Here is a 25527-nt window from a genome sequence, read left to right on the forward strand (position 1 = left end):
TGGACCACGGCAAGCAGAGTAGGGGTCACTCGTCCGATACCCCAAGTGGAGTCTCCCGAGCGGCCTGACACGGGCCCCCGAAAGACGGGCCCCTTACAGGCGGCCGGCGTCGACGATCCTCCGGAGGAACTGGCGGGTGCGCGGGTGCACCGGCTCGCCGAGCACCTGCTCGGGCGGTCCCGATTCGAGCAGGCGGCCGCCGTCGAGGAACACCACCCGGTCGGCCACCTGCCGGGCGAAACCCATCTCGTGGGTGGCCATCAGGATCGTCCTTCCCGCCTCCGCCAGCTCCCTGACCAGCGCCAACACCTCGCCGACGAGCTCCGGGTCCAACGCGCTGGTGATCTCGTCCAGCAGCAGCAACCGCGGCGAGTAGGCCAACGCCCGCGCGATCGCCACCCGCTGCTGCTGCCCACCGGACAGGTGCTCGGGGTAGCTGCCCGCACGATCACCGAGGCCGACCCGTTCGAGCAGGTCACGGGCGTTGCGCTCGGCCGCGTCACGCGGCACGCCGTGCACCACGCGCGGCGCGAGGGTGATGTTGTCCAGCACGCTCATGTGCGGGAACAGGTTGAACGCCTGGAACACGATGCCCATGCCGCGCCGGGCCTGGTCGGCGTCCACCCGCGGGTCGGACACGTCCACGCCGTCGAGCAGCACCTGACCGTCGTCCAACTCCTCCAGCAGGTTCACGCACCGCAACAGGGTCGACTTGCCCGACCCCGACGACCCGATCACGGTGACCACCTCGTGCTCGTGCACGTCGAGGCTGATCCCGTCCAGCACGGTGTCGCCGCCGTAGCGCTTGACGACGCCCCGCACGCTCAGCACCGGCTCGGTCATCGGCCCCCCTGGCGGCGTTCCAACCGGCGGCCCATGGCGTCGGCGAACCGCGCCGTGGGCGCCGCGAGCAGCACGAACAGCAGTCCCGCGACCACGTACGGGGTGAAGTTGAACGCCCGTGCCTGCTCGATCTGCGCGGCGCGCACCGCGTCCACCGCGCCGAGCACGGAGATCAACCCGCAGTCCTTCTGCAACGCGACGAAGTCGTTGAGCAGCGCCGGCATGACCCGGCGGACGGCCTGCGGCAGCACCACCAGCCGCAGCGTCTTGCGCGGACCGAGGCCGAGCGACCGGGCCGCCGCGACCTGCGACGGGTGGACCGATTCAATGCCGGCGCGGAACACCTCGGCCACGTACGCGGTGTAGGCGAGCACCAGCGCCGCCCCGCCGAGCACGACGAAGTCGTTGGGCACGCCGGTCAGCCGCAGCGCGGGCAGGCCGAACCCGACCAGGTACAGCAGGATGATCAACGGCAGGCCGCGGAACAGGTCCACGTACACCGTGGCCAGCGCGCGCAGCGGGAACCACACCGGGCTGCGCAGCGTCCGCAACATGGCCACGAGCAGCGCCAGCACCAGGATCAGCACCCCGCACACGGCCAGCACGCGCAGGTTCAGCCAGAGCCCTTCGAGGATCGCGGGCAGCGAGCGCCACGCGATCTCCACGTTGAAGAACGACTGCCGCACGCGTGGCCAGCCGGGCGCGCCGGCGACGGTGACCCCGACCGCGACGGCGAACACGGCGGTCGACAGCAGGGCGACCAGGGTGGACCGCCGCGAACGGGAGCGCTTGTAGGCCAGGCGCTCCCGTTGCAGCTCGCTCGTCACTTCAGCTCGGGTGCGGTGCCCGCGGACGCCAGCCACTCCTGCTCGATCCTGCTCAGCGTGCCCTCGGCGCGCAGGTTCTCCACCGCCGTCGACACGCACGCGGTGAGCGGGCTGCCCTTGTCCAGCACGATGCCGAACTGCTCGGGCTTGCCGTCGCCCTGCGGGATCTGGCCGATGATCAGGCCGTCCTCCAGTTCCGCGGACGTGATGTAGAACGCGGTCGGCAGGTCCACCACCAGCGCGTCGATCTGCCCGGCGCGCAACGCGGCCTTGGCGTCGTCGTTGGTGTTGTAGACCGCGACGTCCTGCTCGGGCTGGAGGCGCTCGGCGGCGTCGAAGCTGGTCGTGCCGACCTGGGCGCCGATCTTGACCTGCTTGAGCTCCGCCAGCGTCTTCACCGACGCGGCCTTGGAGGAGTTCAGCGTGATCACCGCCTGGTCCACGTCGTAGTACGGCGCGGAGAAGTCGACGGCCTGCTTGCGCTCGTCGGTGATGGAGAACTCGTTCAGGTCCATGTCGTAGGTCTTCTTGCCCGGCTGGATCGCCGCGTTGAACGGCACCCGCGTCCACACCACGTCGGTCTTGGCGTAGCCCAGCTCCTCGGCCAGGGCGTAGGCGATCGCCGACTCGAAGCCCTTGCCGTTGGTCGGGTCGTCGTCCACGAACCAGGGCTCGTACACCGGTTGGTCCGTGCCGAAGGTGATCTTGCCCGGGGTGAGGGTGGGCAGCTTGTCCTTCGTGCAGGCCACGCCGTCCACCTGGTTGGTCGGCGGCGTGGTCTGGTCCGCTGGGGCGCAGCCGACCGCGAGGATGGCGGTCACGGCGAGTATCAGTCCGGGTGCACGCATGGGGTGAATCTTGCCGCAGGTGGGAAGGGCTGCCCACGAGCCGGCACCAGTAGGCTTCGGCCGTGCCCAAGCTCGCCGACTACCGGCAGGTCGCCGCCGGCAAGGTCCGTCACGTCCACGAGGTGGACGACGACCTGCTGCTGTTCGTGGCGTCCGACCGGATCTCCGCCTTCGACCACGTGCTGACCACCGCGATCCCCGACAAGGGGCGGGTGCTCACCGCGATGAGCGTGTTCTGGTTCGAACGGTTCGCGGACCTGGTGCCCAATCACCTGGTGGCGTGGGACGACCCGCGCATCCCCGCCGAGGTGCGCGGCCGGGCGCTGCTGGTGCGGCGACTGGAGATGGTCCAGGTCGAGTGCGTGGCCCGCGGCTACCTGACCGGGTCGGGCATGGCCGAGTACCGGCGGACCGGGTCGGTGTGCGGGGTGGAGCTGCCGTCCGGGCTGGTGGAGGCCTCGGAGCTGGTGCCGCCGATCTTCACCCCGACGACCAAGGCCGAGCTCGGCGCGCACGACGAGAACGTGTCGTTCGCGCACGTCGAGGCCGAGGTGGGCGCCGAGTTGGCGGGCCGGCTGCGGGACGTGACCCTGGAGGTCTACGGCGCGGCGCGGGAGTTCGCCCGGTCGCGCGGCGTGATCCTCGCCGACACGAAGTTCGAGTTCGGCCTGGACCGGTCCGGTGCGCTGGTGCTCGGCGACGAGGTGCTGACGCCGGACTCGTCGCGGTACTGGCCGCTGGACGGCTACGAGCCGGGACGGGTGCAGCCGTCGTTCGACAAGCAGTACGTGCGCGACTGGCTGACCTCGCCCGCCTCCGGCTGGGACCGGGCGTCCGACACCCCGCCGCCACCGCTGCCCGACGACGTGGTGGCCGCCACCCGGTCGCGGTACATGGAGGCGTACGAGCGGATCACCGGTCGGTCGTTCGCCGACTGGCCCAGTCCCGAGACCGACGCCGAATAGTTCGCCGGCTCCGCACCCGGCCGTCACCTCGACTTAGAGCGGGCGACACGCCGATGAGGCGCACTGGGTGGCATGGTCGCCGAACTCGTGGTTTCGCTGTCCGGCATCGGGCCGAGCACGCTCGCCCGGTGCGCCGACCTCGCCGACGAGCTGGACCGGCGGCGGGTGCCGCTGTCGCTGCTCCTGGCACCGCGCAAGGCCGTGCCCGGTGAGGCGTTGAACTGGGTCCGCCGACGCGTGGCCGCCGGTGACGCGCTGGTGCTGCACGGTTTCGACCACCAGCCGGACCCGACGCACCGGGCCGTGTCGCTGCGCAGGCGCGCCGAGTTCTCCGCGCTGCCCGCGCACGAGGCAGGCCTGAGGCTGGTCGCCGCACGGGCCGCGTTGGAGCGGTTGGGGCTGGCCACCGACCTGTTCGCGCCGCCGGGGTGGCTGGCGTCACCGGGCACCGTGGTCGCGCTGCGGCGGCACCGGTTCGCGGTGTGCGCGGACATGGCGGGCGTGCGCGACCTGCGCACCGGCGACGTGCGGACGGGCCGGGTGCGGGTGGTCGGCGAGCACTGGAGCTACCTGCTCGGCGTCGGTCGGGAGGCCCGGCGCGGCGGGCTCGTGCGGATCGGTGCGGACGCGGCGGACCTGGACCGGCTCGGGCCGCGCGAGGTGCTGCTGGAGGCCGTCGACCTGGCGCTGCACCACGGCGCGTCGCCCGCGACGTACGGCTCGTCGCACGGCACGACGTCCACGCCCTCGGGCGCGGTGCCGACCAGGGCGCGGTAGCCGCTCAGCCCACGTCGTGCAGCAGCGCGTCCTCGACGTCCGGCGGCAGTCCCGCGCGGCGGTTGCGGTCCGGGCCGAGGGCCCGTTCGTGCGCCAGCGCGTCGACCGCCGTCTCGGCCGTGGACCGGACCCGCAGACCGGCGGCCAACGCGGGACCCGCGTCGCGGAACATCATCGCCCGGTGGGTCGGCGGCAGCCACAGCGGCAGGGACCGGGGCCCCGTCCACGGCTCCACCTCGTGCCGCTTGAGGACCGGCTCGGGGATGCGGACCAGCACCGTGCCCTGCGGTGCGACGGCGCCCGCGATCTCACCCAGGACCAGCGACAACGGGTTGGCCGGGCCGATCGCGTCGTAGGTGCCGGTGGTGCGCCGCTCGGCGGCGTCCACGATCCAGGCGGCCAGGTCGCGCACGTCGACGTGCTGCGCGGGCTGGTCGGGCGCGTCGGGGACGGCGACGCGGCCACCCCGGGACAGCCGGTTGGGCCAGTAGCCGAACCGGTCGCTCGGGTCGCCGGGGCCGGTGATGAGGCCGGCGCGGACGATGAACGCGCGGTCGCCGACGGCGTCGAGGACGGCGTGCTCACTGGCCACCTTGACCGCGCCGTAGCGGTCGGGCGACATCGGCGCGCCGGGGTCGTCCTCCAGCGGGGCGAGCGTGGCCGTGGCGCCGGGGACGGAGTGGTCGGCGTAGACGGAGCAGCTGGAGACGAACGTCCAGTGGTCCGCGGTCACCGATCGCAACGCCCGGCGGACCCAGGTGACCGACATCTTGGCCACGTCCACCACCGCGTCGAAGTGCTCGCCTTCGAGCGGTCCGAGGTCGACGTCGCGGTCGACGGCGACCAGCGTGGCGCCCTCGGGCACCTGGCCGGACTCCCCACGTGCCGCGCAGACCACCTCGTGCCCCCGCCGCACCGCTTCGGCAGCCGTCGCCCTGCTGAGGAACACCGTGCCGCCCAGTACCAGGATGCGCATGATCCCCACCCTGCGTCCCACCCGGCCGCGCCGCCACCACGTCCGCCCACAGCGAACGGCCGGGTGGGCGGGGAAAAGGCGCGAGCACGGCCGCCGACCGTCCGGACGGGTGCCGTACTCACTTCCTCCGCCTACGGGGCCTCGGCTACCTCGACCTCAGCGAAGGAATACGCCGGAATTCTCATTCCCGCCGGGTGAATCCGTCTCGATATTGGACCGATGGGCAAGCGAACACACGTTCGGGCGGGATTGTTCTAGTCAGGTAGGTCAGGAACGGGATCTTTTCGACATGCGCACCATCCGTCATGTGCCGGCCAAGCGCCCTGGCGAGAGTCGACTCGTCTACGAGCACATCAACAGCGTGGCTGAACCGCTGCTCTGGCTGGCCGACATCGGCGCGTGGTGCCACGGTGCAGGCGGTGACTGGGCTCGGCGGGCGGCACCCCTGATGGGCTCCGTGGTCAGGCTGGACTGGCCGTAGACAGCGCGAAGCGCGGCCGCCCGACCGTCCGGAGGGGGACCGCGCTCACTTCCTCGGCCTACTGGCCTCGGCTGCGATCAGGTTAGCGAGAACCGGCCCCGAAGCGCTGCGTCACGATCGGGTGATCCGAGGTGAACGTGTGCCGCCCGCCACCTGTGAAGTTGATGAACACCCTGGTCAGGTAGGCTTCGGCAGTACCGCAGCCCTCCTAGCTTGGAGCAGCCTGTCGTGGCCCGAGTCGTCGTCGACGTCATGCCGAAGCCCGAAATCCTCGACCCGCAAGGACAGGCGGTGGCCAACGCGCTGCCCCGTCTCGGGTTCGACGGAATCACCAGTGTCCGCCAGGGCAAGCACTTCGAGCTGGAGGTCGCCGACGACGTCGACGACGCCACGCTCGCCAAGATCGCCGAGACCTTCCTCGCCAACCCCGTGATCGAGGACTGGGTCGTGAGGCGGGTAGAGGCATGAGGGTCGGGGTCATCACGTTCCCCGGCACGCTGGACGACGTCGACGCCGAGCGCGCGGTCCGGTACGCGGGCGGTGAGGCGGTCAAGCTCTGGCACGCCGATCACGACCTGAAGAACGTCGACGCGGTCATCGTGCCCGGTGGGTTCTCCTACGGCGACTACCTGCGCTGCGGCGCGATCGCCCGGTTCGCGCCGGTCATGACCGAGGTCGTGGACGCGGCCCGCAAGGGCATGCCGGTCCTCGGCATCTGCAACGGCTTCCAGATCCTCTGCGAGGCCCACCTGCTGCCCGGCGCGCTCATCCGCAACCACAAGCTGCACTTCGTGTGCCGCGACCAGTGGTTGAAGGTCGAGAACAACTCCACCGCCTGGACCACCCGGTACGACCAGGGCGCGGAGGTCCTCGTGCCGCTGAAGTCCGGCGAGGGCGGCTACCAGGCCGACAAGTCCACTTTGGACGAGCTGGAGGGCGAGGGCCGGGTGGTGTTCCGCTACGTCGGCGAGAACCCGAACGGCTCGCGCAACGACATCGCGGGCATCACCAGCGCCAACGGTCGCGTCGTCGGCCTGATGCCGCACCCGGAGCACGCCATCGACGCGCTCACCGGCCCGACCGACGACGGCCTCGGCATGTTCCTGTCCCTCGTCGACTCGGTGGTGAAGGCATGACCGTCGACACCGTCAAGAACGCGGAGAGCACGCCCGACCAGGAGCAGCCCTACAAGGAGCTGGGCCTCAAGGACGACGAGTACGCCCGCATCAAGGACATCCTGGGCCGCCGCCCCACGGCCGCCGAGCTGGCCATGTACTCGGTGATGTGGAGCGAGCACTGCTCCTACAAGTCGTCCAAGGTGCACCTCAAGTACTTCAGCGACACGACCACCGACGAGATGCGCGCGAAGATGCTCGCGGGCATCGGCGAGAACGCGGGCGTGGTCGACATCGGCGACGGCTGGGCGATCACGTTCAAGGCCGAGAGCCACAACCACCCGTCCTACGTCGAGCCCTACCAGGGCGCGGCGACCGGCGTGGGCGGCATCGTGCGCGACATCCTGGCGATGGGCGCGCGCCCGCTGGCCGTGATGGACCCGCTGCGGTTCGGCCCGGCCGACGCGCCGGACACCCGCCGCGTGCTGCCGGGGATCGTCGCGGGCGTCGGCGGCTACGGCAACTGCCTCGGCCTGCCCAACATCGGCGGCGAGGTCGTGTTCGACGCGTCCTACGCGGGCAACCCGCTGGTCAACGCCCTGTGCGTGGGTGCGATGCGGGTCGAGGACCTGCACCTGGCGCACGCCTCGGGCACCGGCAACAAGGTCATCCTGTTCGGTGCCCGCACCGGTCTGGACGGCATCGGTGGCGTGTCCGTGCTGGCCAGCGAGACGTTCGACGACACGGCTGGGGCCGGCAAGCGCAAGAAGCTGCCCAGCGTGCAGGTCGGCGACCCGTTCACCGAGAAGGTGCTGATCGAGTGCTGCCTGGAGCTGTTCGCCGAGCGGATCGTGGTCGGCATCCAGGACCTGGGCGGCGCGGGCCTGGCGTGCGCGACGTCGGAGCTGGCCAGTGCCGGTGACGGGGGCATGCACGTCTACCTGGACCGGGTGCCGCTGCGCGCGTCGGGCATGACGCCGGCGGAGATCCTGTCCAGCGAGTCGCAGGAGCGCATGTGCGCGGTCGTGCGGCCCGAGGACCTGGACGCGTTCATGGCGGTCTGCGCGAAGTGGGACGTCATCGCCACCGAGATCGGCGAGGTCACCGAGGGCGACCGGCTGGTCATCACCTGGCACGACGAGGTCGTGCTGGACGTGCCGCCGCGCACCGTCGCGCACGAGGGCCCGGTGTACCACCGGCCGATCGAGCGCCCGGCCGACCAGGACGCGGTGCAGGCCGACACGCCGGACCGGCTGCCGAGGCCCGCCGACGACGAGCTGCTCGGGCTCATCAAGTCCATGGCCGCGACGCCGAACCTGGCGTCGAAGCGGTGGGTGACCCAGCAGTACGACCGGTACGTGCGCGGCGGCACGGTGCTCGCGCAGCCGGCCGACTCGGGGATGATCCGCATCGACGAGTCGACCAACCGGGGCGTGGCGCTGTCCACGGACTGCAACGGCCGCTACACCAAGCTGGACCCGTACGCGGGCGCGCAGCTGGCGCTGGCCGAGGCGTACCGCAACGTGGCGACGACGGGTGCGACGCCGGTCGCCGTGACGAACTGCCTGAACTTCGGCTCGCCGGAGGACCCGGCGGTGATGTGGCAGTTCGAGCAGGCGGTGCGGGGCCTCGCGGACGGGTGCGTCGAGCTGGGCATCCCGGTGACCGGCGGCAACGTCAGCTTCTACAACCAGACCGGTGCCACGGCGATCCTGCCGACGCCGGTGGTGGGCGTGCTCGGCGTGATCGACGACGTCCGCCGCCGCATCCCGACCGGCATCGGCGCCGAGGCGGGCGAGACGCTGTTGCTGCTCGGCGAGACGCGCGAGGAGTTCGGCGGCTCGGAGTGGGCGCACGTCGTGCACGGCCACCTGGGCGGTCTGCCGCCGAAGGTGGACCTGGCCCGGGAGAAGCTGCTGGGCGAGGTGCTGGTGGCGGGTTCGCGCGACGGCATGCTGTCCGCCGCGCACGACCTGTCCGACGGTGGCCTGGCGCAGGCGCTGGTGGAGACGTGCCTGATCGGCGAGGTCGGCGCCCGGGTGTTCCTGGAGGGCGAGAAGTTCACCGAGCTGTTCAGCGAGTCGACGGCCCGCGTGCTGGTGGCCGTGCCGCGCACGGAGGAGTTGCGGTTCACCGACATGTGCACCGCGCGCGGCCTGCCGTGGCGCAAGGTCGGCGTGGTGGACCCGGAGTCCGACGCGCTGGAGATCCAGGAGCTGGGCTCGCTGCCGCTGGCCGAGCTGCGTGAGGCCTGGGAGGGCACCCTCCCGGCGCTGTTCGACTGAAGACCCGGCGGTGGCCGGCCGGGGCGACCCGGCCGGCCACCTCCCGGTCAGCCGTTGGCCAGGGCCTGGAGCCGGTCGTAGGCGCCGTTGAACAGGTTCTGGTCGATCGGCGACGACGAGTACTGCCAGAACGTGTAGAACGGCCAGGCGTAGGGCAGGGTGCCGACGGTGGACGCGTAGCGCGCGACCCACAGCGGGTTGGTGGAGCTGAAGTCCCCGCTCACGCACTGGTTCCACCAGCTCGTGGACGTGTAGATGACGGGCCAGCGGCCGGTGCGGGCGTGGTAGTGGTCGCTGAACGCCTTGACCCACGCGGTCATGCCGGCCTTGGACAGCCCGTAGCAGGTCGAGCCGTACGGGTTGTACTCCATGTCCAGCGCGCCGGGCAGGGTCTTGCCGTCCCGCGACCAACCCCCGCCGTTGTTGACGAAGTAGTCGGCCTGGGCGACGCCGCCGGACCGGTCGGGCAGCGCGAAGTGGTACGCGCCGCGGATCATGCCGACGTTGTAGGACCCGTTGTACTGCTGGGCGAAGTACGGGTTGCGGTAGGTGGTGCTCTCGGTGGCCTTGACGTAGGCGAACCGCTTGCCCTGGCCCCACCAGTAGGCCCAGTCGACGTTGCCCTGGTGCCCGCTGACGTCGATGCCGTACACGACGGCCTGCGCGCCGGGGTCGGTGGGGATGACGATGCGCCGGTCGCCGCGCCCTTCGTGCTTGGCGATCTGCGACCCCATGGCGTGGTCCTCGACGGCGGGTGCGGCTTGCGCGGTGCCTGATGATCCGGGCACTGCCGATGCGGGCACGGCTAAGCCGAGCAGGGCCAGTGCGGTGCCGGCCAGGATGGCTGTGGCGGAGCGTGTGAAGGTGTTCATCGTGACTCCTTGAGCCAGTGCAGGGTGTTGACTCGTTGGGCAGTGTGATACACGCCTAACCAATTGACCAGAGTTCGTGTTAATTGGTCACGAAACGGAGCAACGGCCGCTACCCGAGTGCCACCCTGAGCAGTTGTTCGCCGTTGCCGTTGAAGAGGTTCTGGTCGCCCGGGAACCGCCCGGCCGCCTGCCACTGCCAGATCGTCTCGTAGTCCCACCCGTGCGGCAGCGGCCCGAGCACGTCGGCGTAGTGCGCCACCCACAGCGGGCTCGTGTCGCCGAACCGCTCCGCCCGGCCGACGCACCGGTGCCACCAGCTCGTGGACGTGTAGATGGTCGGGTGCCTGCCGGTCCGCTCGACCAGGCGGTCGCTGAACGCCCGCACCCACGCGCCCATCGCGGCCTGGTCCAGGCCGTAGCACGGGTCGCCGTACGGGTTGTACTCCATGTCCAACGCGCCGGGCAGGGTCTTACCGTCCCGCGACCAGCCGCCGCCGTTGGCCGCGAAGAAGTCCGCCTGCGCCGCGCCGCCGGACCGGTCGGGCAGCGCGAAGTGGTACGCGCCCCGGATCATGCCGACCGCGTAGGACCCGTTGTACTGCTGGGCGAAGTCCGGGTTGCGGTACCCGGTGCCCTCGGTGGCCTTGACGTAGGCGAACCGCGCGCCGTCCGCCCACGCCTTCACCCAGTCGACGTCACCCTGATGGCTGCTGACGTCCATGCCCGGCACGGTGCCCCCGACCCGCGGCCGGTGTCGCGCGGTGCGGTCCCAGCCCTCGTGCTTGGCGATCTGCGAGCCCGCGAAGTGGTCGGCGGACCCCTCGGGCCGCGCCTGGGCGGCGGGCGCCGGGACGATCGCGAGCGTGATGGTGAGTGCGCCCAGTCGGGTGCTCAAGGTGCGCAGGCGGGTGTGCGTGGCCATCGACGCCCCCATTCGGTCGGCGGTGCTGGTACGTCCGGCCTAGATCGTCAGGCCGGACGTCCACCGCCGCATCCGCAGGACGTCACCCGTCCAGGCGCTTCAGCTCCTCCTCCGACAGCCGCACGTGCACCGCGTCGGCCGAGTCGGAGATGCTCGCCGGCCGCGACGAACCGGGGATCGGCACGACCTGCGGCGCCTTGGCGAGCATCCAGGCCAGGCACACCTGCTGCGGGCTGACCCCGTGGTCCCGGCCGACCTCGGCGAACACCGCGAACCGCTCGCCCAACCGGCCGGCCGCGCTCATGCCGCCCAACGGGCTCCACGGCAGGAACGCGATGTCCAGCTCGGCGCACAGCTCCAGCTCCGGCTCGCTGGACCGGAACGCGGGCGAGAACTGGTTCTGCACGCTCGCCAGCCGGCCGCCGAGGACCTCGTTCGCCTCGCGGATCTGCGCGGGGTCGAAGTTGGACACGCCCGCGAGCTTGATCTTGCCCGCGTCCAGCAGCTCGGCCAGCGCGCCGACGGACTCGGCGGTCGGCACGGACGGGTCGGGCCGGTGGAACTGGTAGAGGTCGATCGCGTCCACGCCGAGCCGCCGCAACGACGCCTCGCACGCCGACTTCAGGTACTCCGGGCGCCCGTCGAGCCCCCAACCGCCGCCGGGGGTGCGGGTGTGGCCGCCCTTGGTGGCGACCATGACGCCGTCGACGCCCTTCAACGCCTCGGCGATCAGCTCCTCGTTGTGCCCGAAGTCGCCGTCGTCGGCCGAGTACGCGTCCGCCGTGTCGATCAGCGTCACGCCCCTGTCCACGGCGGTGCGGATGGTCTCGATCGACTGGGCGCGGTCGGGGCGGCCTTCCAGCGACATCGGCATCGCGCCCAGGCCGATGGCGCTGACCTCGACTCCTCCGATCCGGCGAGTCAGCATCTTCGACGTACCTCCTGTGTTTGATGGCCGCTGCTGCGCAGGCGGCGGGCTCGTACCCCAGCTTGAGCGGTAGGCATTAAGCTGTCCAACAGAAGAAGCTGATGCCATTCAGCAGTACGGGTGATGAATCGTGGAACTCCGGCAGCTCGAGTACTTCGTGGCCGTGGCCGAGGAGTGCCACTTCACCCGCGCCGCCAGGCGCATGCACGTCGCCCAGTCAGGGCTTTCCGCGTCGATCCGGGCGCTCGAGGTCGAGCTCGGCGCGCCGCTGTTCGTGCGCAGCACCCGCCAGGTCGAGCTGACCCAGGCCGGCCGCGCGCTGCTGGTCGAGGCGCGGCGCGTGCTGGGCACGATCGACGCGGCGCGGGACGCGGTGGCCGCCGTCCAAGGCCTGTTGCGCGGCACGCTCGCCGTCGGCAGCATCCAGTGCCTGCACGCCGTGCACCTGCCCGCGGTGCTGGCCCGGTTCCACGAGCTGCACCCCGGGGTGGAGCTGCGGCTGCGCCAGGCCGGCTCGGGCGAGCTGGTCGACCTGGTCCGCGCCGGGCGGCTGGACCTGGCGTTCGTCACCTCGGGGCCCGCGGGCGACGACCTGGGCGTGTCCACCCTGTCCAGCGAGCCGCTGGTGCTGGCGTGCGCGCCGGAGCTGCCCTTCGCCGAACGGGAGTCGGTGCGGCTCGCCGAGCTGGCCGGCCAACCGTTCGTGGACTTCAACCCCGACTGGGGGACGCGCGACGACGTGGACCGCGCGCTGGCCACCGCCGGCGTGGACCGGAAGGTCGCGGTCGAGGTCAACGACGTGCACTCGCTGCTGGACTTCGTCGGCTTCGGCCTCGGCGTGGCCCTGGTGCCCGCGTCGTTCGCGGCGAAGCAGACCCGGGCGCGGTTCGTGGAGCTGGTCGACGCGCCGATGACCGACACCGCCGTGGTCACCACGCCGACGGTGAGCGCCGCCGCGTCAGTGCTGCTCGACATGGTCCTCGAAGCCGGTCGGGGACTGTCCGTCGCCGGTTAGCCGCCAGCCCCTCGGGTCGACCCGGAACGCGGTGCCGGCCAGCACCTCCAGGGCGCCGACGAGTTCGAGCGGCGGCGCCGGCGAGACGTGCAGGAACGTGCCGACCCTCGCCCCGGTGACGTTGACCTCCCGCTCGAACGTGGTGTCCTGGAACGAGATGCCGCCGTCGAACTTGCCGTCCCGGAAGTTGACCCGGCCGTGGAACGTGGCGCCGGAGAACAGCGCGGGCTTGCCGACCACGGCCTCGCCGAACTGCGTGATGCCGTAGAACTGCGCCCGCCGGGCGACGATCCGGCCCAACCGGCGGCCCTCCAGCCGGAAGTGCACGAGCTTCGCCCCGGTCAGGTCCAGGTGGTACGGCGTCGGGTCCGGGTCGTTGCCCCAGGGCAGCATGTCGGTGATCAGCCGCTGGGCGGTCATCCGGACGGTCATCTCGTGGTCCTGCGCGGGCTCCACCTCGCGCTTCTTGCCGAAGAACGCCTGGTCCGGGTCCTCGGGCAGCTCCTCGACGGCCGCGTGCTCGAACGGCCGCCGCAGGTACGCGCACAGCACGCTCAGCACGGTCTGCTTGTACCGGGGCGTGGTGTGGGCCAGGCCCGCGAGCACGTGCATCGCACCCACCCGGACCTGGTCGGCCTCGTTGCCCAGGAGCTCGACGGCCCGCGCGAACCGCTCGTCGGCGACCTTCTCGCTCTCCAGCTCGTGCCGCGCCTCCTCGGTGCGCCGCCGCCGGTCGTTGAGCCACAGCGCGTACAGCGCGACGATCGCGCCGCCGGCCAGCCCGCCGGTCTTGATCGCCTCCGCCTTCGGCTGCCTCGGGTCCACCAGGATGAGCACGGCGGTCGTCACGACCGTCACCACGACCGCGGCGAGCACGCTCGCCACCAGCAATCCACGTCCGCGCACGTCAGCTCCTGACCAGTCCGAGGCCGTCGTCCCCGCGGCGCTCCACCACCCAGCCGTCGGGCAGGGCGTTCTCGTGCTCCAGCGACAGGCGCATGCCCTGCGTGCGGGCTCGCACGGGCTCGGCGAGCCGCAGGTTCGCGCCGCCGGTGAACTCCGCGCCCTCGAAGTCGGCCGGCTCGGCGAACTCGCCGCCCTCGAAGCTCACCGCACCGGTGAACGCCGACCCGGCGAACTTGTTCGGGCCGAGGAACCTCGTGGCGGTGAAGTCGGCGGTGTCCGTGCAGGCGAACCGGCTGAACCAGGCCTTGCCGTGGAACACCACGTCGTGCAGGTACAGCCGGCTGTGGCTCAGCCCGTCGGTGAACCACGCGCCGCCGTGCACGACCGCGTGGTGCATGGAGTTCGACTCCCGCAGCCGCGCGGCCCGCAGGACGAGGTCGCCGACCTGGCGGTGCGAGATGTCGAAGTACTCCAGGTAGGCCCTGGTCAGGTCCAGGTTGTAGCGCGGTGCGCCCGCGACGTCGGCGGGCGGCAGGAGCTCGGCGATCAGCCGTTGCGCGGTGAGCCGGACCTCCAGCTCGCGGTCGTCCCGCACCACCTCCTCGCCTTCCCGCGTCACGTCGAACGGCCGTCGCAGGTACGCGCACAGCACGTCGAGCACGGTCTGGGCGTACTCGGCGCGGGACCGGGCCAGACCGGCCAGGGCGTGCATGGCGCCCACCCGCACCTGCTCCGCGTCGTGACCGAGCAGTTCCACCGATCGAGCGAACCTCTCGTCCGCGACCCGCGACCGATCGTGTCCGGCCCGCTCGTTCTCCAACTGCTGGCGCTGGTGCTCGATCCGATGCCGTTCCTCGTCCGTGCGCCGCCGCCGGTCGTTGAGCCACAGCGCGTACAGCGCCACCACCGAGCCGCCCGCCAGCCCGCCGGTCTTGATCGCCTCGTGCTTCGGCGCGTTCGGGTCGGTGGCGAACAACCAGCCCGTGACCAGCAAGAACACCCCGACCGCGCCCAGCACGACGGGTATGACCACACTGCGCCCGCGGCGGTGGGCAACGACGAGCCAGACCCCCGCCGCCACCGAGACGACCGCGCCCGCGATCCAGAGGTGCTTCACAAGGTCGTCATTCTTCCGGGTGATCGAGTCAGGGGTGGGTGATTGAAGAACTCGCGCAAGTCGACGGTGTGCTAACTCACCGGATTGGCCCATGATGTGGGTGTCACCGCAACGGTGAGAACACGAGCACGGCTGAGGAGAGAATCCGAGTGGACAGCGTGGGACGGCCGACCTGGGCGCCGGGGGACATCGACCTGGCACGTCCGAGCATCGCGCGGGTCTACGACTACTGGCTCGGCGGTGCGCACAACTTCGCCGTCGACCGGGCGGTCGCGGACAAGGTCCTGGCCGACGTGCCGGTGGTCAAGACCATCGTGCTCAACCACCGGGCGTTCCTGCGGCGCGCGGTGCGGTTCATGCTCGCGCAGGGCATCCGCCAGTTCCTCGACCTGGGCTCCGGCATCCCCACGGTCGGCAACGTGCACGAGATCGCCCAGGCCACCGACCCGGCCGCCCGCGTGGTGTACGTCGACGTGGACGCCGTCGCGGTCGCGCACAGCCGGGCCATCCTCACCGGGAACGAGCTGGTGAACGTGCTGCAGACCGACGTGCGGGACGCCAAGCAGGTGCTGTCCTCGCCCGAGGTGCAGGACCTGCTGGACTTCGACCAGCCGATCGGCGTGCTGATGATCGCGCTGCTGCACTTCATGCCGGACTCCGAGAACCCGCGCGGGGTGGTGGCGGACTACCGCGACGCCATCCCGGGCGGCAGCTACCTGGCGATCTCGCACGCCGGGTTCGAGGAGGGCGAGTGGGACCCGGCGTGGGACGACGCGAAGGGGGTCTACAACCGCGGCGTCAGCGAGATGTGCTTCCGGCCCAAGCGCGAGGTGCAGGCCTTCTTCGACGGCTTCGAGCTGGCCGAGCCCGGTGTGGCGCGGCTGCCGCTGTGGCGGCCGGAGTCGCCCGACGACGTGGACGAGAACGCGGCGCACTTCATCAGCTTCGGCGGCGTCGGGCAGAAGGCCTGATGGACGGCGGTCGACGCCGTTCGCGCGGCCGGCCGGGCAGTCGACCGCGCCCGGCGACCGGCCGTATCCTCTGGGTTGTGGCGGTAGGCCGGCGGACATGACGGAACAGGTTGACCATCGGGTGGCAGCACCGGGCCGATCGAACCTCGACCCCGCCGTACTGGCCGGGGCGGAGTCCTTCGCCCGCACCTGGGCGACCGCCGTCATCGGGAGCAGCTACGTGCCCATGACGCGGGCCGAGGTCGCCGAACACCTCCAGGCGTTGACCGAGGTGCTGGTGCACGCGCTGCACGCCAGCCCGTTCCGCACCGCGCCCGGCTACGAGATCGGCGCGCGGCTGGTCGAGGCCCACTTCACCGGCACCGACACGCTGGGCCGCACGGTGCAGCTGCTCGGCGACGACCTGCTCGGCGAGCTGGGCATCCAGCCGGACGAGCTGATGCGGTCGCGGCTGGCCGCGTTGCAGGGCGCGCTGGCCGCCGGGTACGCCCGTGCCCTGCGCGAACGGACGCTGGCCGAGCAGGAGGCGATCCGCGCGGCCGTGCTGGACGCCCGTGACCAGGCCGAAGCCGCGTTGCGCGCGTCCGAGGCGCGGTTCCGGGCGATGTTCACCGAGGCCGCCATCGGCATCGGCATCGCGGACATCGAGGGCCGCATCCTGGACGTGAACCAGGCGTTGCAGGACATGCTGGGGTTCAGCGTCGAGGAGATGCGGCAGTACAACATCCGCGACCTGATGCACCCGGAGGACGGCGGCAGCGTCTGGCGGCTCTACGACCAGCTCACGGCCGGCGAGTGCGACCACTACCGGGCGGAGAAGCGGTTCCGCCGGGCCGACGGCGAGCAGGTGTGGACGCACCTGACGCTGTCGCTGGTCCGCGACGACCACGGCGACCCGCAGTACCAGGTGGCGATGATCGAGGACGTCACCGACCGGCACCTGTTGCAGAACCGGCTGCGCTACCAGGCCTTGCACGACCCGCTGACCGGCCTGCCCAACCGGGCCCTGTTCCTGGAACGACTCGGCCGCGTGTTCAACAACAGGGCACGCCACCGCGCCGGCCTGTGCTACCTGGACCTGGACGGGTTCAAGGTCATCAACGACAGCCTCGGCCACGACATCGGCGACCAGCTGCTGGTCGAGGTCGGGCGGCGGCTGGACCACTCGGTGTCCGGCGACGGGAAGCTGGTCGCCCGGATGGGCGGCGACGAGTTCGTCATCCTGGTGGAGGGTTCGCAGGACACGCAGGACATCGTCAACGTCGCCGACCGGGTGCTGCGGGAGCTGGAGTCGCCCATCCGGATCGGCGGGCACGAGCTGACCGTGTCGGCGTCGATCGGCATCGTGGAGCGCGCGCTCTCGGGCACCACGGCCGCCGACCTGATGCGTGACGCGGACATCACGCTGTACTGGGCGAAGGCGGACGGCAAGTCCCGCTGGGCGTTGTACAACCCCGAGCGCAACGCCAAGGAGGTCGCCCGGTTCACCCTGTCGGCGACCATGCCGGCGGCGTTGGAGCGCGACGAGTTCTACGTGGACTACCAGCCGCTGGTCCGGCTCGAGGACAGCACCGTGGTCGGCGTGGAAGCGCTGGTGCGGTGGCAGCACCCGGAGTTCGGGCGGTTGGCGCCGGACCGGTTCATCGAGCTGGCCGAGGAGACCGGGCTGATCGTGCCGCTGGGCCGGTGGGTGCTGCGGCGGGCGTGCGAGCAGGCGCGGCGGTGGCTGGAGGAGTTCGGCGAGTCCGCGCCGTTCGTGTCGGTGAACCTGGCCGTGCGCCAGTCGCGCGACCCGGAGCTGGTCCGGGACGTCAAGCGGATCCTGGACGAGTGCGCGCTGCCGCCGCACCACCTCCAGCTGGAGCTGACCGAGAGCGCGATCATGGGCACCGCCGACGAGCCGCTGGAGGCGTTGCGGGCGCTGTCGGACATGGGCGTGCGGATCGCCATCGACGACTTCGGCACCGGGTACTCGAACCTCGCGTACCTGAAGCACCTGCCGGTGCACGAGCTGAAGATCGCGGGCTCGTTCATGGAAGGGCTGCGCGCGGCCGACGAAGAGGACGCGGTGGACGCCCAGATCGTCTCCACGCTGGTCCAGCTGGCCCACGCGCTGCAACTCGGCGTGACGGCCGAAGGCGTGGAGACGCCGGCACAGGCCAAGCGGCTGCACCGGATCGGCTGCGACACCGGCCAGGGCTGGTTCTTCGCCAAGCCGATGAAGCCCGAGGAGATCGACGACCTGCTGCGCCGCTAGGCGGGCCCGTAGCGGACCGGTCCGGTCCGCTACGCCAGGTCCACGATCACCTTCACGTCGTCCTGCTCCTTCTCCAACGCGTCGGTGAACCGGTCGAGCGGCACGCGCCTGGTGATCAGGCCGTGCAGCCACGGACGGCTGGCCTGGGACAGGGCTTCCGCCGCCGCGAGGTAGTCCGGCAGGCCCGCGTTGACCGTGCCGACGACCGACTTGTTGCCCATCACGATGCCGTCGAACACGCTCGGGTCCAGCGGCACGGGGTCGTGCTCGCCGGCGATGCCCGCCAGGACCGTGACGGCGGCCCGCCGCACGCACTCCCAGATCAGGGGTGCGACGCCGGTGCACTCGATCGCCACGTCGACCTCGGCGGTGACCTTGGCCAGGTCCGGGTAGTACCTCGCGCCCAGCGCGGTCACCAGGTCCGGTTTGCGGCCGTCGGTCACGCGGTCGACCACGTGCACCGCCAACCCCCGCTGCACGCCCAGCAGCGCCGCCAGCAGGCCGATCGGGCCGGCGCCGGTGACCAGCACCGAGCGCACCGGCAGGTGGGCGCGGGCGGCTGCGGCCTCCGCCTGCGCCCACGCCTTGGCCACCACCGAGGCCGGCTCGGTCAGCACGCCCGCGTCACCGAGCGTCGGGTCCAGCTTCACCGCGAACTTCGGCGGCACGGTCCAGCGCTGCATCCCGTACCCGTCGAGCTCCTTGATGCCGCGCTCGGTGTAGCGGCCGTTGCGGCAGAAGTCCCACGCGTCCACCGCGCACGCCGGGCACGGCTCCGGGTCGGGGCGACGGACCACCCCGGCGATCAGGTCGCCCTCGTAGAAGCCGGAGTCCTCGGGCGCGGTGAGGACCCGGCCCAGGGACTCGTGGAAGGGCACCATGTGGTCCCGACCCGGCGGCAACGAGCCGAAACCGTCGCGGATGATCTCCACGTCGGTGCCGCACATGCCCACCAGCAAACCCCGGACCAGCAGTTCACCCGGACGACCCGGATCCGGCCGGTCCACCACCCGGGACGCCTCCGGCTCGCCCGGGACGACCTCCGCCGCCCTCACGCCGCACCGCTGCGGCGACGCTCGTCGCGGGTGTGGCCACCGAACAGCACCGCCGCGCTGTTCACCAGCGCCAGGTGGCTGAACGCCTGCGGGAAGTTGCCGAGCATCCGCCCGGTGCCCGCGTCGTACTCCTCGGCCAACAACCCCACGTCGTTGCACAGGTCCACGAGCCGGTCGTACATCGCCAGCGCCTCCTCACGTCGCCCGGCCAACGCCAGCGCGTCGACGTACCAGAACGAGCACGCCAGGAAGCTTCCCTCGACACCGGCCAATCCGTCCACTTCGGACTCGCCGTGGGAGGTCTCGTACCGGTCGACCAGGTCGCCGCGCTTGAGCACGCCAGAGATCGCGTCCAGGGTGCCGAGCACGCGTGGGTCGTCGCCTGGCAGGAAGCCCACCGCCGGGATCAGCAGCGTGGCCGCGTCCAGCTCCGTGCCGCCGTAGTACTGGGTGAACGCGCCCAGCGAGGAGTTCCAGCCCTTCGCCAACACCTCGGCGTGCACGGTCTCGCGCAGCTCCCGCCACCGCTGCACCGGACCGGGCAGGTCGAACTGCTCCACCGCCCGCACCGCCCGGTCGAACGCCACCCACAGCATCACCCGGGAGTGGGTGAAGTGCCGGTCCGGCCCGCGCACCTCCCACAGCCCCTTGTCCGGCTGCTCCCACACCTTCTCCAAGTGCCGCATCATGCCGCGCTGCATGGCCCACGAGTCCGCGGTCTCGCCCAACCCGCGCTCCCGCGCCAGGTGCAACGCGTCCATCACCTCGCCGTACACGTCCAGCTGCAACTGCCGGTAGGCCGCGTTCCCGACCCGCACCGGCCGCGCGCCGCGGTACCCGGGCAGCCAGTCGACCTCCCACTCGACCAGGTGCCGCTCGCCGCCGAGGCCGTACATGATCTGCAGGTCGGCCGGGTCGCCCGCCACGGCGCGCAGCAGCCACCTGCGCCACGCCAGCGCCTCGCCCGTGCAGCCGAAGTTGTCCAGCGCCAGCAGCGTGAACGTGGCGTCGCGCAGCCAGCAGTACCGGTAGTCCCAGTTGCGCTCGCCGCCGAACGTCTCCGGCAGCGACGTCGTCGGCGCGGCCACGATGCCGCCGGTCGGCGCGTACGACAGGCCCTTCAACGTGATCAGCGACCGCCGCACGACGTCCGCGTGCGGGCCGTCGTAGTCGATGCGCGACGACCAGTCCAGCCAGAACGCCTCGGACCGGGCCACCTCCGACAGCGCGTCCACCGGCGCGGGCGGCTCGTCGGGCGAGTACGCGAACTCCATCACCCAGGACAGCCGCTCGCCCGCCGAGATGGTGAACTCCGCCTCGTGCGCCCGCTTGCCGTGCACCCGGTACGGCAGCCGGTCGCCGTACAGCGCGACGGCGGACGGCCCGGCGAGCGCCACGATGCACTCCTGCCCGTCCCGCTCACCGCGCCGCACCCACGGCACGGAGTCGGCGTAGGCGAACCGCAGCACCCACCGCAACGACATCTCCACCTGCCCGGACACGCCTTCCAGCACCCGCACCACGCGGGTGTCGGCGTCCCAGTCGTCCTGCTCGGGCGGCATGGTGTCGATCAGCCGCACCACACCGTCGACGGTCTCGAACTCGGTCTCCAGCACGAGGCTGCCGTCGCGGTACGACCGCCGCACCGACACCACCTCGCCGGTCGGCGCGATCCGCCAGTGCCCGTCGTCCTCGGTGCCCAGCAGCCGGGAGAAGCACGACGGCGAGTCGAACCGCGGCATGCACAGCCAGTCGATCGACCCGTCCCGTCCCACCAGTGCCGCCGTCCTCAGGTCCGACAGCAGCGCGTAATCCTCGATCCGTCCCGGTCCCGTGTCTCCCACCCCGCCGACCCTACGTACCCGCGTTTGACGGCGCGCGCTGTTGCGCACCCAACTCCCATGACCTCCTTAGTCGCGGTGCTGCTGGCGAGCGCGCTGACCGTCCCCGGTCCCCCGGCCACCTACGCCCCCGCGGACAAGCAGGGGTTCGGCACGGCCCGCCAGGCGACGAGCCCGGTCTGGTTCACCCTCGGCCGCACGGGCCTCACCGAGGTCTTCTACCCGGACCTGAGCACCCCGGCGACCCGTGACCTGCGGCTGGTCGTGGACGGCCGCACGGCCGAGGGCCGCACCGAGCCCGTCGGCAGGCTCCGCTACCGGCAGCAGTTCCGGGGCGACGGCTGGCGGGCCGAGATCACCTACACCACCGACCCGGCGCGGCCGACCGTCCTGGCCGACCTGCGGCTGCACGCCGACCGGCCGGTGGACGTCCAGGTGGTCTTCGACCCGAACCTGTCCCGCGACGGCGACGACGACTCGGCCGCCCGGCACCCCGAGGCGCTGCTGGCCTACGACGCCCGGTCCGCGAGCGCCCTGATCGCCGACGAGCCGATCACGTCGCGCGGCTCCACCGAGGGCAACGTCGTCCAGACCGGTTCGCTGCGCGTGGACGGGGTGCGCGACCGCGGCGCCACGTTGGCGATGGGCTTCGGCAGCCACGTCGAGGAGGCGTTGACCACGGCGAAGACGTCCCTGGTCGAGGGCTTCCCCCGGCACGCCCGCCGGTACGACCGGGGTTGGGACGACTACCTCAAGGGGCTCAAGCGCCCGAAGAGCGCCGACCGCGACCTGTACGACACGTCGATGATGGTGCTGGCGGCGACCGAGGACAAACGCCACCCCGGCGCGTTCATCGCGTCGCCGAGCTTCCCGTGGGCGTTCGGGTTCGACCGCACGATCGCCCCGGAGTTCGGCTCCTACGCCCTGGTCTGGCCGCGCGACCTGTACCAGGTGGCCAGTGCGATGCTCGCGGCCGGCGATCGCGGGGCGGCCGAGCGCGCGCTCGACTTCATGCTGCACGTACAGCAGCAAGCCGACGGGCACCTGCCGCAGAACACCAGGGTCGACGGTGAGCCGTACTGGACCAACATCCAGCAGGACGAGCAGGCCGCGCCGATGCTGCTGGCCTGGCTGCTCGGTCGCGCCGACCGGTCCACAGTGGACTCCCTGGTGGCGGCGGCCGAGTTCATGATCGCCCAGCCGAACGCGCCGTTCACCCAGCAGGAGCGCTGGGAGAACCAGAGCGGCTACTCGCCGGGCACGATCGCGAGCGAGATCGCCGGGCTGGTGTGCCTGGCCGACCTGCTCCAGCGGTCGGGCGACCCGCGTGCCGCGAGGTACCTCGCCGTCGCCGACGACTGGGAGCGCCGGCTGGAGGGCTGGACCGTCACCACCACCGGCCCGTTCTCGCCCGACCCCTACTACCTGCGGCTCACCAAGGACGGTCGGCCGGACTCCGGCACCACGTACAACCCCGGCGACAACCACCCCACCGAGATCGACCAGCGCGCCGCCGTGGACCCGAGCTTCCTGGAGCTCGTGCGGCTCGGCGTCCGCCCGCACGACGACCCGGTCGTCCGCAACACCGTGCGCGTGGTGGACGAGCAGCTGGGCGTGGACCGGTTCTGGCACCGCTACAACGGCGACGGCTACGGCGAACGCGCCGACGGCGGGCCGTGGAACATCGGCCACGGCCGCACCTACGGCAGGCTGTGGCCGATCTTCGCCGGTGAGCGCGGCGAGTACGAGCTGCTGGCCGGTGACGTCGGCGACGCCCGCCGCCGGCTGGCCGACATCGCCGGCACCGCGAACGACGGCCGGATGCTGCCCGAGCAGGTCTGGCACGGCCGGGGGACCACGTCGGCCACGCCGTTGGCCTGGACGCACGCCCAGTACGTGCGGCTGGCGTGGTCGATCGACGCGGGCAAGCCGGTGGAGCGGCCCGCCGCGGTCGCCTGCCGCTACACCGGTTGCCGGTGACGCGGTCGTCCGCGTCACGTTGCCCGCAATGCGCCTTGTGGGTGACGTAGATCCGATACGTTGGTGCTCATGCGCCGTGTCGTGCCGCTCATCGCCGCCTTGGCCCTGCTCGGGGGCTGCTCGCAAGCCACGGACGGGTCCGCGAACCCGGGTGGTTCGACGCCCACCACGGCGGCGAGCGGGACGTCGGGCAAGGCGACGTCGGCGTCGAAGGAACCGGCCAAGCGCCCGAAGACGATCAACATCGCCGACGTGGACCCGTGCACCCTGCTGACCGAGGCGCAGCGCGCGGAGTTCGGTCTGGACCGTCCGCCGCAGCCCAGTGACGACCCGGGGAAGAAGGGCTGCACGATCAGCCGCGAGGACCGGACGTACTTCGTCGGCATGACCGCCGACACCACCGCGGGCATCGACGACTACGCCGGGTCCGACGGCAAGGTGACCAAGCTTGAGGTGGGCGGCTTCCCGGCGCTGCTGGTGGAGGCGGACACCGACCTCGGGCTCTCCTGCTCCGTCGCGGTGGACGTCTCGGACGGCCAGGTGGTCGACGTGGGCGCGTTCAGCCTCGGCGAGACCAACATCCCGGCCCTCTGCCGGATCGCCCAGTCGGTCGCGGCGGCCGTCGTGACCAACTTGAACAAGTAGAACTACCTCTTTGCGGACGGAACCGTTCACCCGCGTCACGCATCAGAGCTAAAGTCGTCCCGAATGCACACGCTGGGGTATGTGCAGGACTGAGGAGGGGTGTGCCGTGTTCATCGCGGATGGTGGTGGCGGGGGATCGACGCCGACGACGCTGCCCGACTACGCCGGCGCGCAGCGGAAGTTGAGCATCGAGCCCTCGGCGATCCCGGACGCGCGCAAGGTGTTCTCGGACGCGCTGGACCAGCTGGACGCGAAGCTCCGGGTGGCGATCGCGCAGCTGAGGGCGAAGCCGTGGGCCGGCGACCCGGTGAGCAACGAGACCGCCGACCGGTTCAACCAGGACACCTTCGAGGCCGGCGACTCGGCCGGCCTGACCGCCCTCAAGGCCTACCGCGAGCAGCTCGCGGGCGTGGTCGACCAGCTCACCGCGATCGAGGCCGACTACCGGCGAGTCGAAGGCGACAACACCGCGTCCTGGGGACGCATCAACAACGGCTGACCTGCTGACCTACGCACCCGAGGGGGGCGAGCACGATGGGTGATCACCGCTGGCGCGGGTATGCCCACCCCGATCTCCACCGCATGATCAACGAGGGGCCCGGCGTCGCCGCGTCCCGGCCGCTCGAAGACTCCTGGAAGTCGTTGTCCGAGACCCTCGGGGAGATCGACACCACGATCAAGGACGGGCTGGCCAAGCTCGGCGCGAGCTGGGAGGGCGACACCGCCGACACGACGACGGCCTCGCTGTCGCCCCTGGGGGCCTGGGCCGCGGACGCCCAGCAGGGTTCGAGCACGATGGAGACCTCCGCGCAGCTGCAGGCGGACTACATCGCGAACGCCCGCAAGGAGATGCCCGAGCCACTCCCGGTGACCACCGAGGCGCCGTCGCTCGGCGACGCGATCGTCGGCGGGCTGACCGGCCCGGTCGGCATGATGCACGTGATCAAGCAGCAGCAGGACCACGAGCGGCAGGAAGCGGCGCAGGACAACGCCGAGGCCAAGGCCGTCGAGGTGATGAACAACTACCAGTCGAGCAGCGAGTGGAACGCCAACACGCTCGGCCAGTTCGTCCCCCCGCCGAAGGTCGTGATCGACACGCCGCCGCCGGCTGGCGCGGGCGAGTTCAACAACTCGAACGCCAACTACAACTCCACCTCGACCTGGACGCCGCCGATCGGTGGCAGCGGCGGCACCACCACCACGTCGTGGGCACCGCCGTCGGCCGGCACCCCGGTGCCGCAGCCCGGCCTGGTGCCCGGCACCGGTGGCACCACGACCCCGTCGTGGGCGCCGCCGACCTCCGGCCAGCCGACGCCGCTCCCGCCGCAGGTGACCCCGCCGGTCAACCCACCGGTCCGGCCGCCCGTCGGCCCGGTGCCGCCGCCCACGTGGACCCCGCCGAAGCCCCCGGGCAGCGGCCCGCAGGTCCCGCCGAAGGTCCCCACCGGCCCCGGTGGCCAGCGACCGGGCCTGCCGCCCGGCCGGATGCCGGGGATGCCCGGCATGCCCGGCCCCGGTGGTCAGGGCGGCCCCAACCCCATGCGTCCCGGTATGCCGGGGATGCCCGGTTCGGGCGGTATGCCCGGCGGGATGCCCGGTGCGGGTGCGCCCGGCGGTAACCACCCCTCCGGTGTGCCCGGTCGCGGCGGCATGCCCGGCGCGGGTGGCTTCGGCCCCGGCGCGGGTGGCCCCGGCGGTCCTGGTGGCCCCGGCGCCGCCGGTCGTCCGGGTGCGGGCGGCCCCGGCATGGCCGGTGGTGCGGCCGGTGCGCAGGGCGGCAACGGCGAGGACGACATCGAGCACAAGGCAGCCGACTACCTGGTCGAGACGAACGACGTGTTCGGCGACGACCGGCTCGTCGCACCGCCGGTGATCGGGGAAACGCCGCAGTAGGAATCCTC

24 protein-coding genes are annotated in these 25527 nt (G+C 71.8%); 13 read left to right on the forward strand and 11 right to left on the reverse strand.

The window, feature by feature from the left end; genetic code table 11:
- Positions 1-93: 93 nt before the first annotated feature.
- Genes ACYVLT_RS29735 through ACYVLT_RS29745 form a run of 3 tightly spaced genes read right to left on the reverse strand, consistent with a single transcriptional unit; the run spans position 94 to position 2518 of the window.
- Positions 94-843 carry an amino acid ABC transporter ATP-binding protein gene (locus tag ACYVLT_RS29735; protein WP_461123479.1) on the reverse strand — a complete coding sequence of 250 codons (750 nt, stop codon included), beginning with the start codon at positions 841-843 and terminating at the stop codon, positions 94-96.
- A complete protein-coding gene (locus ACYVLT_RS29740; protein ID WP_461123480.1) occupies positions 840-1670 on the reverse strand; it encodes an amino acid ABC transporter permease in 831 nt (276 codons plus the stop codon). The genes ACYVLT_RS29735 and ACYVLT_RS29740 overlap by 4 nt, the downstream gene beginning before the upstream one ends.
- Positions 1667-2518, reverse strand: a complete 852-nt coding sequence (locus tag ACYVLT_RS29745) for an ABC transporter substrate-binding protein (protein ID WP_461123481.1) — start codon at positions 2516-2518, stop codon at positions 1667-1669. Before ACYVLT_RS29745 ends, ACYVLT_RS29740 begins: the two co-directional genes overlap by 4 nt.
- Before the next feature lie 62 nt (positions 2519-2580).
- On the opposite strand from ACYVLT_RS29745, the gene ACYVLT_RS29750 reads away from it, so the two are divergent.
- Complete coding sequence (locus ACYVLT_RS29750; protein WP_461123482.1) at positions 2581-3483, forward strand: phosphoribosylaminoimidazolesuccinocarboxamide synthase; 903 nt, start codon at positions 2581-2583, stop codon at positions 3481-3483.
- A gap of 72 nt (positions 3484-3555) precedes the next feature.
- Positions 3556-4260, forward strand: a complete 705-nt coding sequence (locus ACYVLT_RS29755; RefSeq protein WP_461123483.1) for a DUF2334 domain-containing protein — start codon at positions 3556-3558, stop codon at positions 4258-4260.
- A 4-nt stretch (positions 4261-4264) separates the two neighbouring features.
- Here ACYVLT_RS29755 and ACYVLT_RS29760 read toward each other — a convergent pair whose 3' ends face one another.
- The gene (locus tag ACYVLT_RS29760) at positions 4265-5236 is read right to left on the reverse strand and encodes an NAD-dependent epimerase/dehydratase family protein (RefSeq protein ID WP_461123484.1); all 972 of its coding nucleotides are present in this window, start codon (positions 5234-5236) and stop codon (positions 4265-4267) included.
- Positions 5237-5525: 289 nt separating this feature from the next.
- On the opposite strand from ACYVLT_RS29760, the gene ACYVLT_RS29765 reads away from it, so the two are divergent.
- The 4 genes from ACYVLT_RS29765 to purL all read left to right on the forward strand — a co-directional run bounded on the left by ACYVLT_RS29765 (position 5526) and on the right by purL (position 9117).
- Positions 5526-5717 carry a hypothetical protein gene (locus tag ACYVLT_RS29765; protein ID WP_461123485.1) on the forward strand — a complete coding sequence of 64 codons (192 nt, stop codon included), beginning with the start codon at positions 5526-5528 and terminating at the stop codon, positions 5715-5717.
- Positions 5718-5945: 228 nt separating this feature from the next.
- The gene (gene purS, locus ACYVLT_RS29770) at positions 5946-6185 is read left to right on the forward strand and encodes a phosphoribosylformylglycinamidine synthase subunit PurS (RefSeq protein ID WP_033428368.1); all 240 of its coding nucleotides are present in this window, start codon (positions 5946-5948) and stop codon (positions 6183-6185) included.
- A complete protein-coding gene (gene purQ, locus ACYVLT_RS29775) occupies positions 6182-6853 on the forward strand; it encodes a phosphoribosylformylglycinamidine synthase subunit PurQ (protein ID WP_461123486.1) in 672 nt (223 codons plus the stop codon). The genes purS and purQ overlap by 4 nt, the downstream gene beginning before the upstream one ends.
- Positions 6850-9117: a phosphoribosylformylglycinamidine synthase subunit PurL gene (purL, locus tag ACYVLT_RS29780; protein ID WP_461123487.1), complete on the forward strand. Its 2268-nt coding sequence runs from the start codon at positions 6850-6852 to the stop codon at positions 9115-9117. The genes purQ and purL overlap by 4 nt, the downstream gene beginning before the upstream one ends.
- A 47-nt stretch (positions 9118-9164) precedes the next feature.
- Here the strand turns inward: purL and ACYVLT_RS29785 are convergent, their stop codons facing one another.
- The 3 genes from ACYVLT_RS29785 to ACYVLT_RS29795 form a co-directional block, all read right to left on the reverse strand.
- A complete protein-coding gene (locus ACYVLT_RS29785; RefSeq protein WP_461123488.1) occupies positions 9165-9989 on the reverse strand; it encodes a lysozyme in 825 nt (274 codons plus the stop codon).
- A gap of 109 nt (positions 9990-10098) precedes the next feature.
- The gene (locus tag ACYVLT_RS29790; RefSeq protein ID WP_461123489.1) at positions 10099-10911 is read right to left on the reverse strand and encodes a lysozyme; all 813 of its coding nucleotides are present in this window, start codon (positions 10909-10911) and stop codon (positions 10099-10101) included.
- 82 nt (positions 10912-10993) lie between these two features.
- Complete coding sequence (locus ACYVLT_RS29795) at positions 10994-11839, reverse strand: aldo/keto reductase (protein ID WP_461123490.1); 846 nt, start codon at positions 11837-11839, stop codon at positions 10994-10996.
- 130 nt (positions 11840-11969) lie between these two features.
- Between ACYVLT_RS29795 and ACYVLT_RS29800 the strand changes: the two genes are divergently transcribed.
- Complete coding sequence (locus ACYVLT_RS29800; RefSeq protein WP_461123491.1) at positions 11970-12854, forward strand: LysR family transcriptional regulator; 885 nt, start codon at positions 11970-11972, stop codon at positions 12852-12854.
- Here the strand turns inward: ACYVLT_RS29800 and ACYVLT_RS29805 are convergent.
- Both ACYVLT_RS29805 and ACYVLT_RS29810 read right to left on the reverse strand, forming a co-directional pair.
- A complete protein-coding gene (locus tag ACYVLT_RS29805; RefSeq protein ID WP_461123492.1) occupies positions 12798-13760 on the reverse strand; it encodes a pentapeptide repeat-containing protein in 963 nt (320 codons plus the stop codon). The two genes, ACYVLT_RS29800 and ACYVLT_RS29805, sit on opposite strands and share 57 nt — an antisense overlap.
- A gap of 1 nt (position 13761) precedes the next feature.
- Positions 13762-14877 (reverse strand): pentapeptide repeat-containing protein, encoded by a 1116-nt coding sequence (locus ACYVLT_RS29810; protein WP_461123493.1) that lies wholly within the window; start codon positions 14875-14877, stop codon positions 13762-13764.
- Positions 14878-15026: 149 nt separating this feature from the next.
- Between ACYVLT_RS29810 and ACYVLT_RS29815 the strand changes: the two genes are divergently transcribed.
- The gene (locus ACYVLT_RS29815) at positions 15027-15848 is read left to right on the forward strand and encodes an SAM-dependent methyltransferase (RefSeq protein ID WP_461123494.1); all 822 of its coding nucleotides are present in this window, start codon (positions 15027-15029) and stop codon (positions 15846-15848) included.
- 97 nt (positions 15849-15945) lie between these two features.
- A complete protein-coding gene (locus tag ACYVLT_RS29820) occupies positions 15946-18105 on the forward strand; it encodes a putative bifunctional diguanylate cyclase/phosphodiesterase (protein ID WP_461123495.1) in 2160 nt (719 codons plus the stop codon).
- Between the two features lie 29 nt (positions 18106-18134).
- Here ACYVLT_RS29820 and ACYVLT_RS29825 read toward each other — a convergent pair whose 3' ends face one another.
- Both ACYVLT_RS29825 and ACYVLT_RS29830 read right to left on the reverse strand, forming a co-directional pair.
- Positions 18135-19160, reverse strand: coding sequence for an alcohol dehydrogenase catalytic domain-containing protein (locus ACYVLT_RS29825; RefSeq protein ID WP_461123496.1), 1026 nt, complete (start codon positions 19158-19160; stop codon positions 18135-18137).
- On the reverse strand, positions 19157-21004 hold the full coding sequence (locus ACYVLT_RS29830) for a glycoside hydrolase family 15 protein (protein ID WP_461123497.1): 1848 nt from the start codon (positions 21002-21004) through the stop codon (positions 19157-19159). Before ACYVLT_RS29830 ends, ACYVLT_RS29825 begins: the two co-directional genes overlap by 4 nt.
- A gap of 57 nt (positions 21005-21061) precedes the next feature.
- On the opposite strand from ACYVLT_RS29830, the gene ACYVLT_RS29835 reads away from it, so the two are divergent.
- The 4 genes from ACYVLT_RS29835 (at position 21062) to ACYVLT_RS29850 (ending at position 25519) form a co-directional block, all read left to right on the forward strand.
- Positions 21062-22981, forward strand: coding sequence for a glycoside hydrolase family 15 protein (locus tag ACYVLT_RS29835; RefSeq protein ID WP_461123498.1), 1920 nt, complete (start codon positions 21062-21064; stop codon positions 22979-22981).
- Between the two features lie 69 nt (positions 22982-23050).
- Positions 23051-23626, forward strand: a complete 576-nt coding sequence (locus ACYVLT_RS29840) for a DUF3558 domain-containing protein (protein ID WP_461123499.1) — start codon at positions 23051-23053, stop codon at positions 23624-23626.
- 106 nt (positions 23627-23732) lie between these two features.
- Positions 23733-24125 carry a transcriptional regulator gene (locus ACYVLT_RS29845; protein ID WP_461123500.1) on the forward strand — a complete coding sequence of 131 codons (393 nt, stop codon included), beginning with the start codon at positions 23733-23735 and terminating at the stop codon, positions 24123-24125.
- Between the two features lie 83 nt (positions 24126-24208).
- A complete protein-coding gene (locus tag ACYVLT_RS29850) occupies positions 24209-25519 on the forward strand; it encodes a PPE domain-containing protein (RefSeq protein ID WP_461123501.1) in 1311 nt (436 codons plus the stop codon).
- The last annotated feature ends 8 nt before the right edge of the window (positions 25520-25527 follow it).

This window comes from Saccharothrix stipae, from assembly GCF_054781895.1.

Excerpts from the sequence above, each read along its gene's own strand:
- ACYVLT_RS29735 (WP_461123479.1), bottom strand. The coding sequence starts at position 843 with ATGACCGAGCCGGTGCTGAGCGTGCGGGGCGTCGTCAAGCGCTACGGC.
- ACYVLT_RS29745 (WP_461123481.1), bottom strand. The coding sequence starts at position 2,518 with ATGCGTGCACCCGGACTGATACTCGCCGTGACCGCCATCCTCGCGGTC.
- ACYVLT_RS29755 (WP_461123483.1), top strand. The coding sequence starts at position 3,556 with ATGGTCGCCGAACTCGTGGTTTCGCTGTCCGGCATCGGGCCGAGCACG.
- ACYVLT_RS29760 (WP_461123484.1), bottom strand. The coding sequence starts at position 5,236 with ATGCGCATCCTGGTACTGGGCGGCACGGTGTTCCTCAGCAGGGCGACG.
- ACYVLT_RS29765 (WP_461123485.1), top strand. The coding sequence starts at position 5,526 with ATGCGCACCATCCGTCATGTGCCGGCCAAGCGCCCTGGCGAGAGTCGA.
- purQ (WP_461123486.1), top strand. The coding sequence starts at position 6,182 with ATGAGGGTCGGGGTCATCACGTTCCCCGGCACGCTGGACGACGTCGAC.
- purL (WP_461123487.1), top strand. The coding sequence starts at position 6,850 with ATGACCGTCGACACCGTCAAGAACGCGGAGAGCACGCCCGACCAGGAG.
- ACYVLT_RS29785 (WP_461123488.1), bottom strand. The coding sequence starts at position 9,989 with ATGAACACCTTCACACGCTCCGCCACAGCCATCCTGGCCGGCACCGCA.
- ACYVLT_RS29790 (WP_461123489.1), bottom strand. The coding sequence starts at position 10,911 with ATGGCCACGCACACCCGCCTGCGCACCTTGAGCACCCGACTGGGCGCA.
- ACYVLT_RS29795 (WP_461123490.1), bottom strand. The coding sequence starts at position 11,839 with ATGCTGACTCGCCGGATCGGAGGAGTCGAGGTCAGCGCCATCGGCCTG.
- ACYVLT_RS29820 (WP_461123495.1), top strand. The coding sequence starts at position 15,946 with ATGACGGAACAGGTTGACCATCGGGTGGCAGCACCGGGCCGATCGAAC.
- ACYVLT_RS29835 (WP_461123498.1), top strand. The coding sequence starts at position 21,062 with ATGACCTCCTTAGTCGCGGTGCTGCTGGCGAGCGCGCTGACCGTCCCC.
- ACYVLT_RS29840 (WP_461123499.1), top strand. The coding sequence starts at position 23,051 with ATGCGCCGTGTCGTGCCGCTCATCGCCGCCTTGGCCCTGCTCGGGGGC.
- ACYVLT_RS29850 (WP_461123501.1), top strand. The coding sequence starts at position 24,209 with ATGATCAACGAGGGGCCCGGCGTCGCCGCGTCCCGGCCGCTCGAAGAC.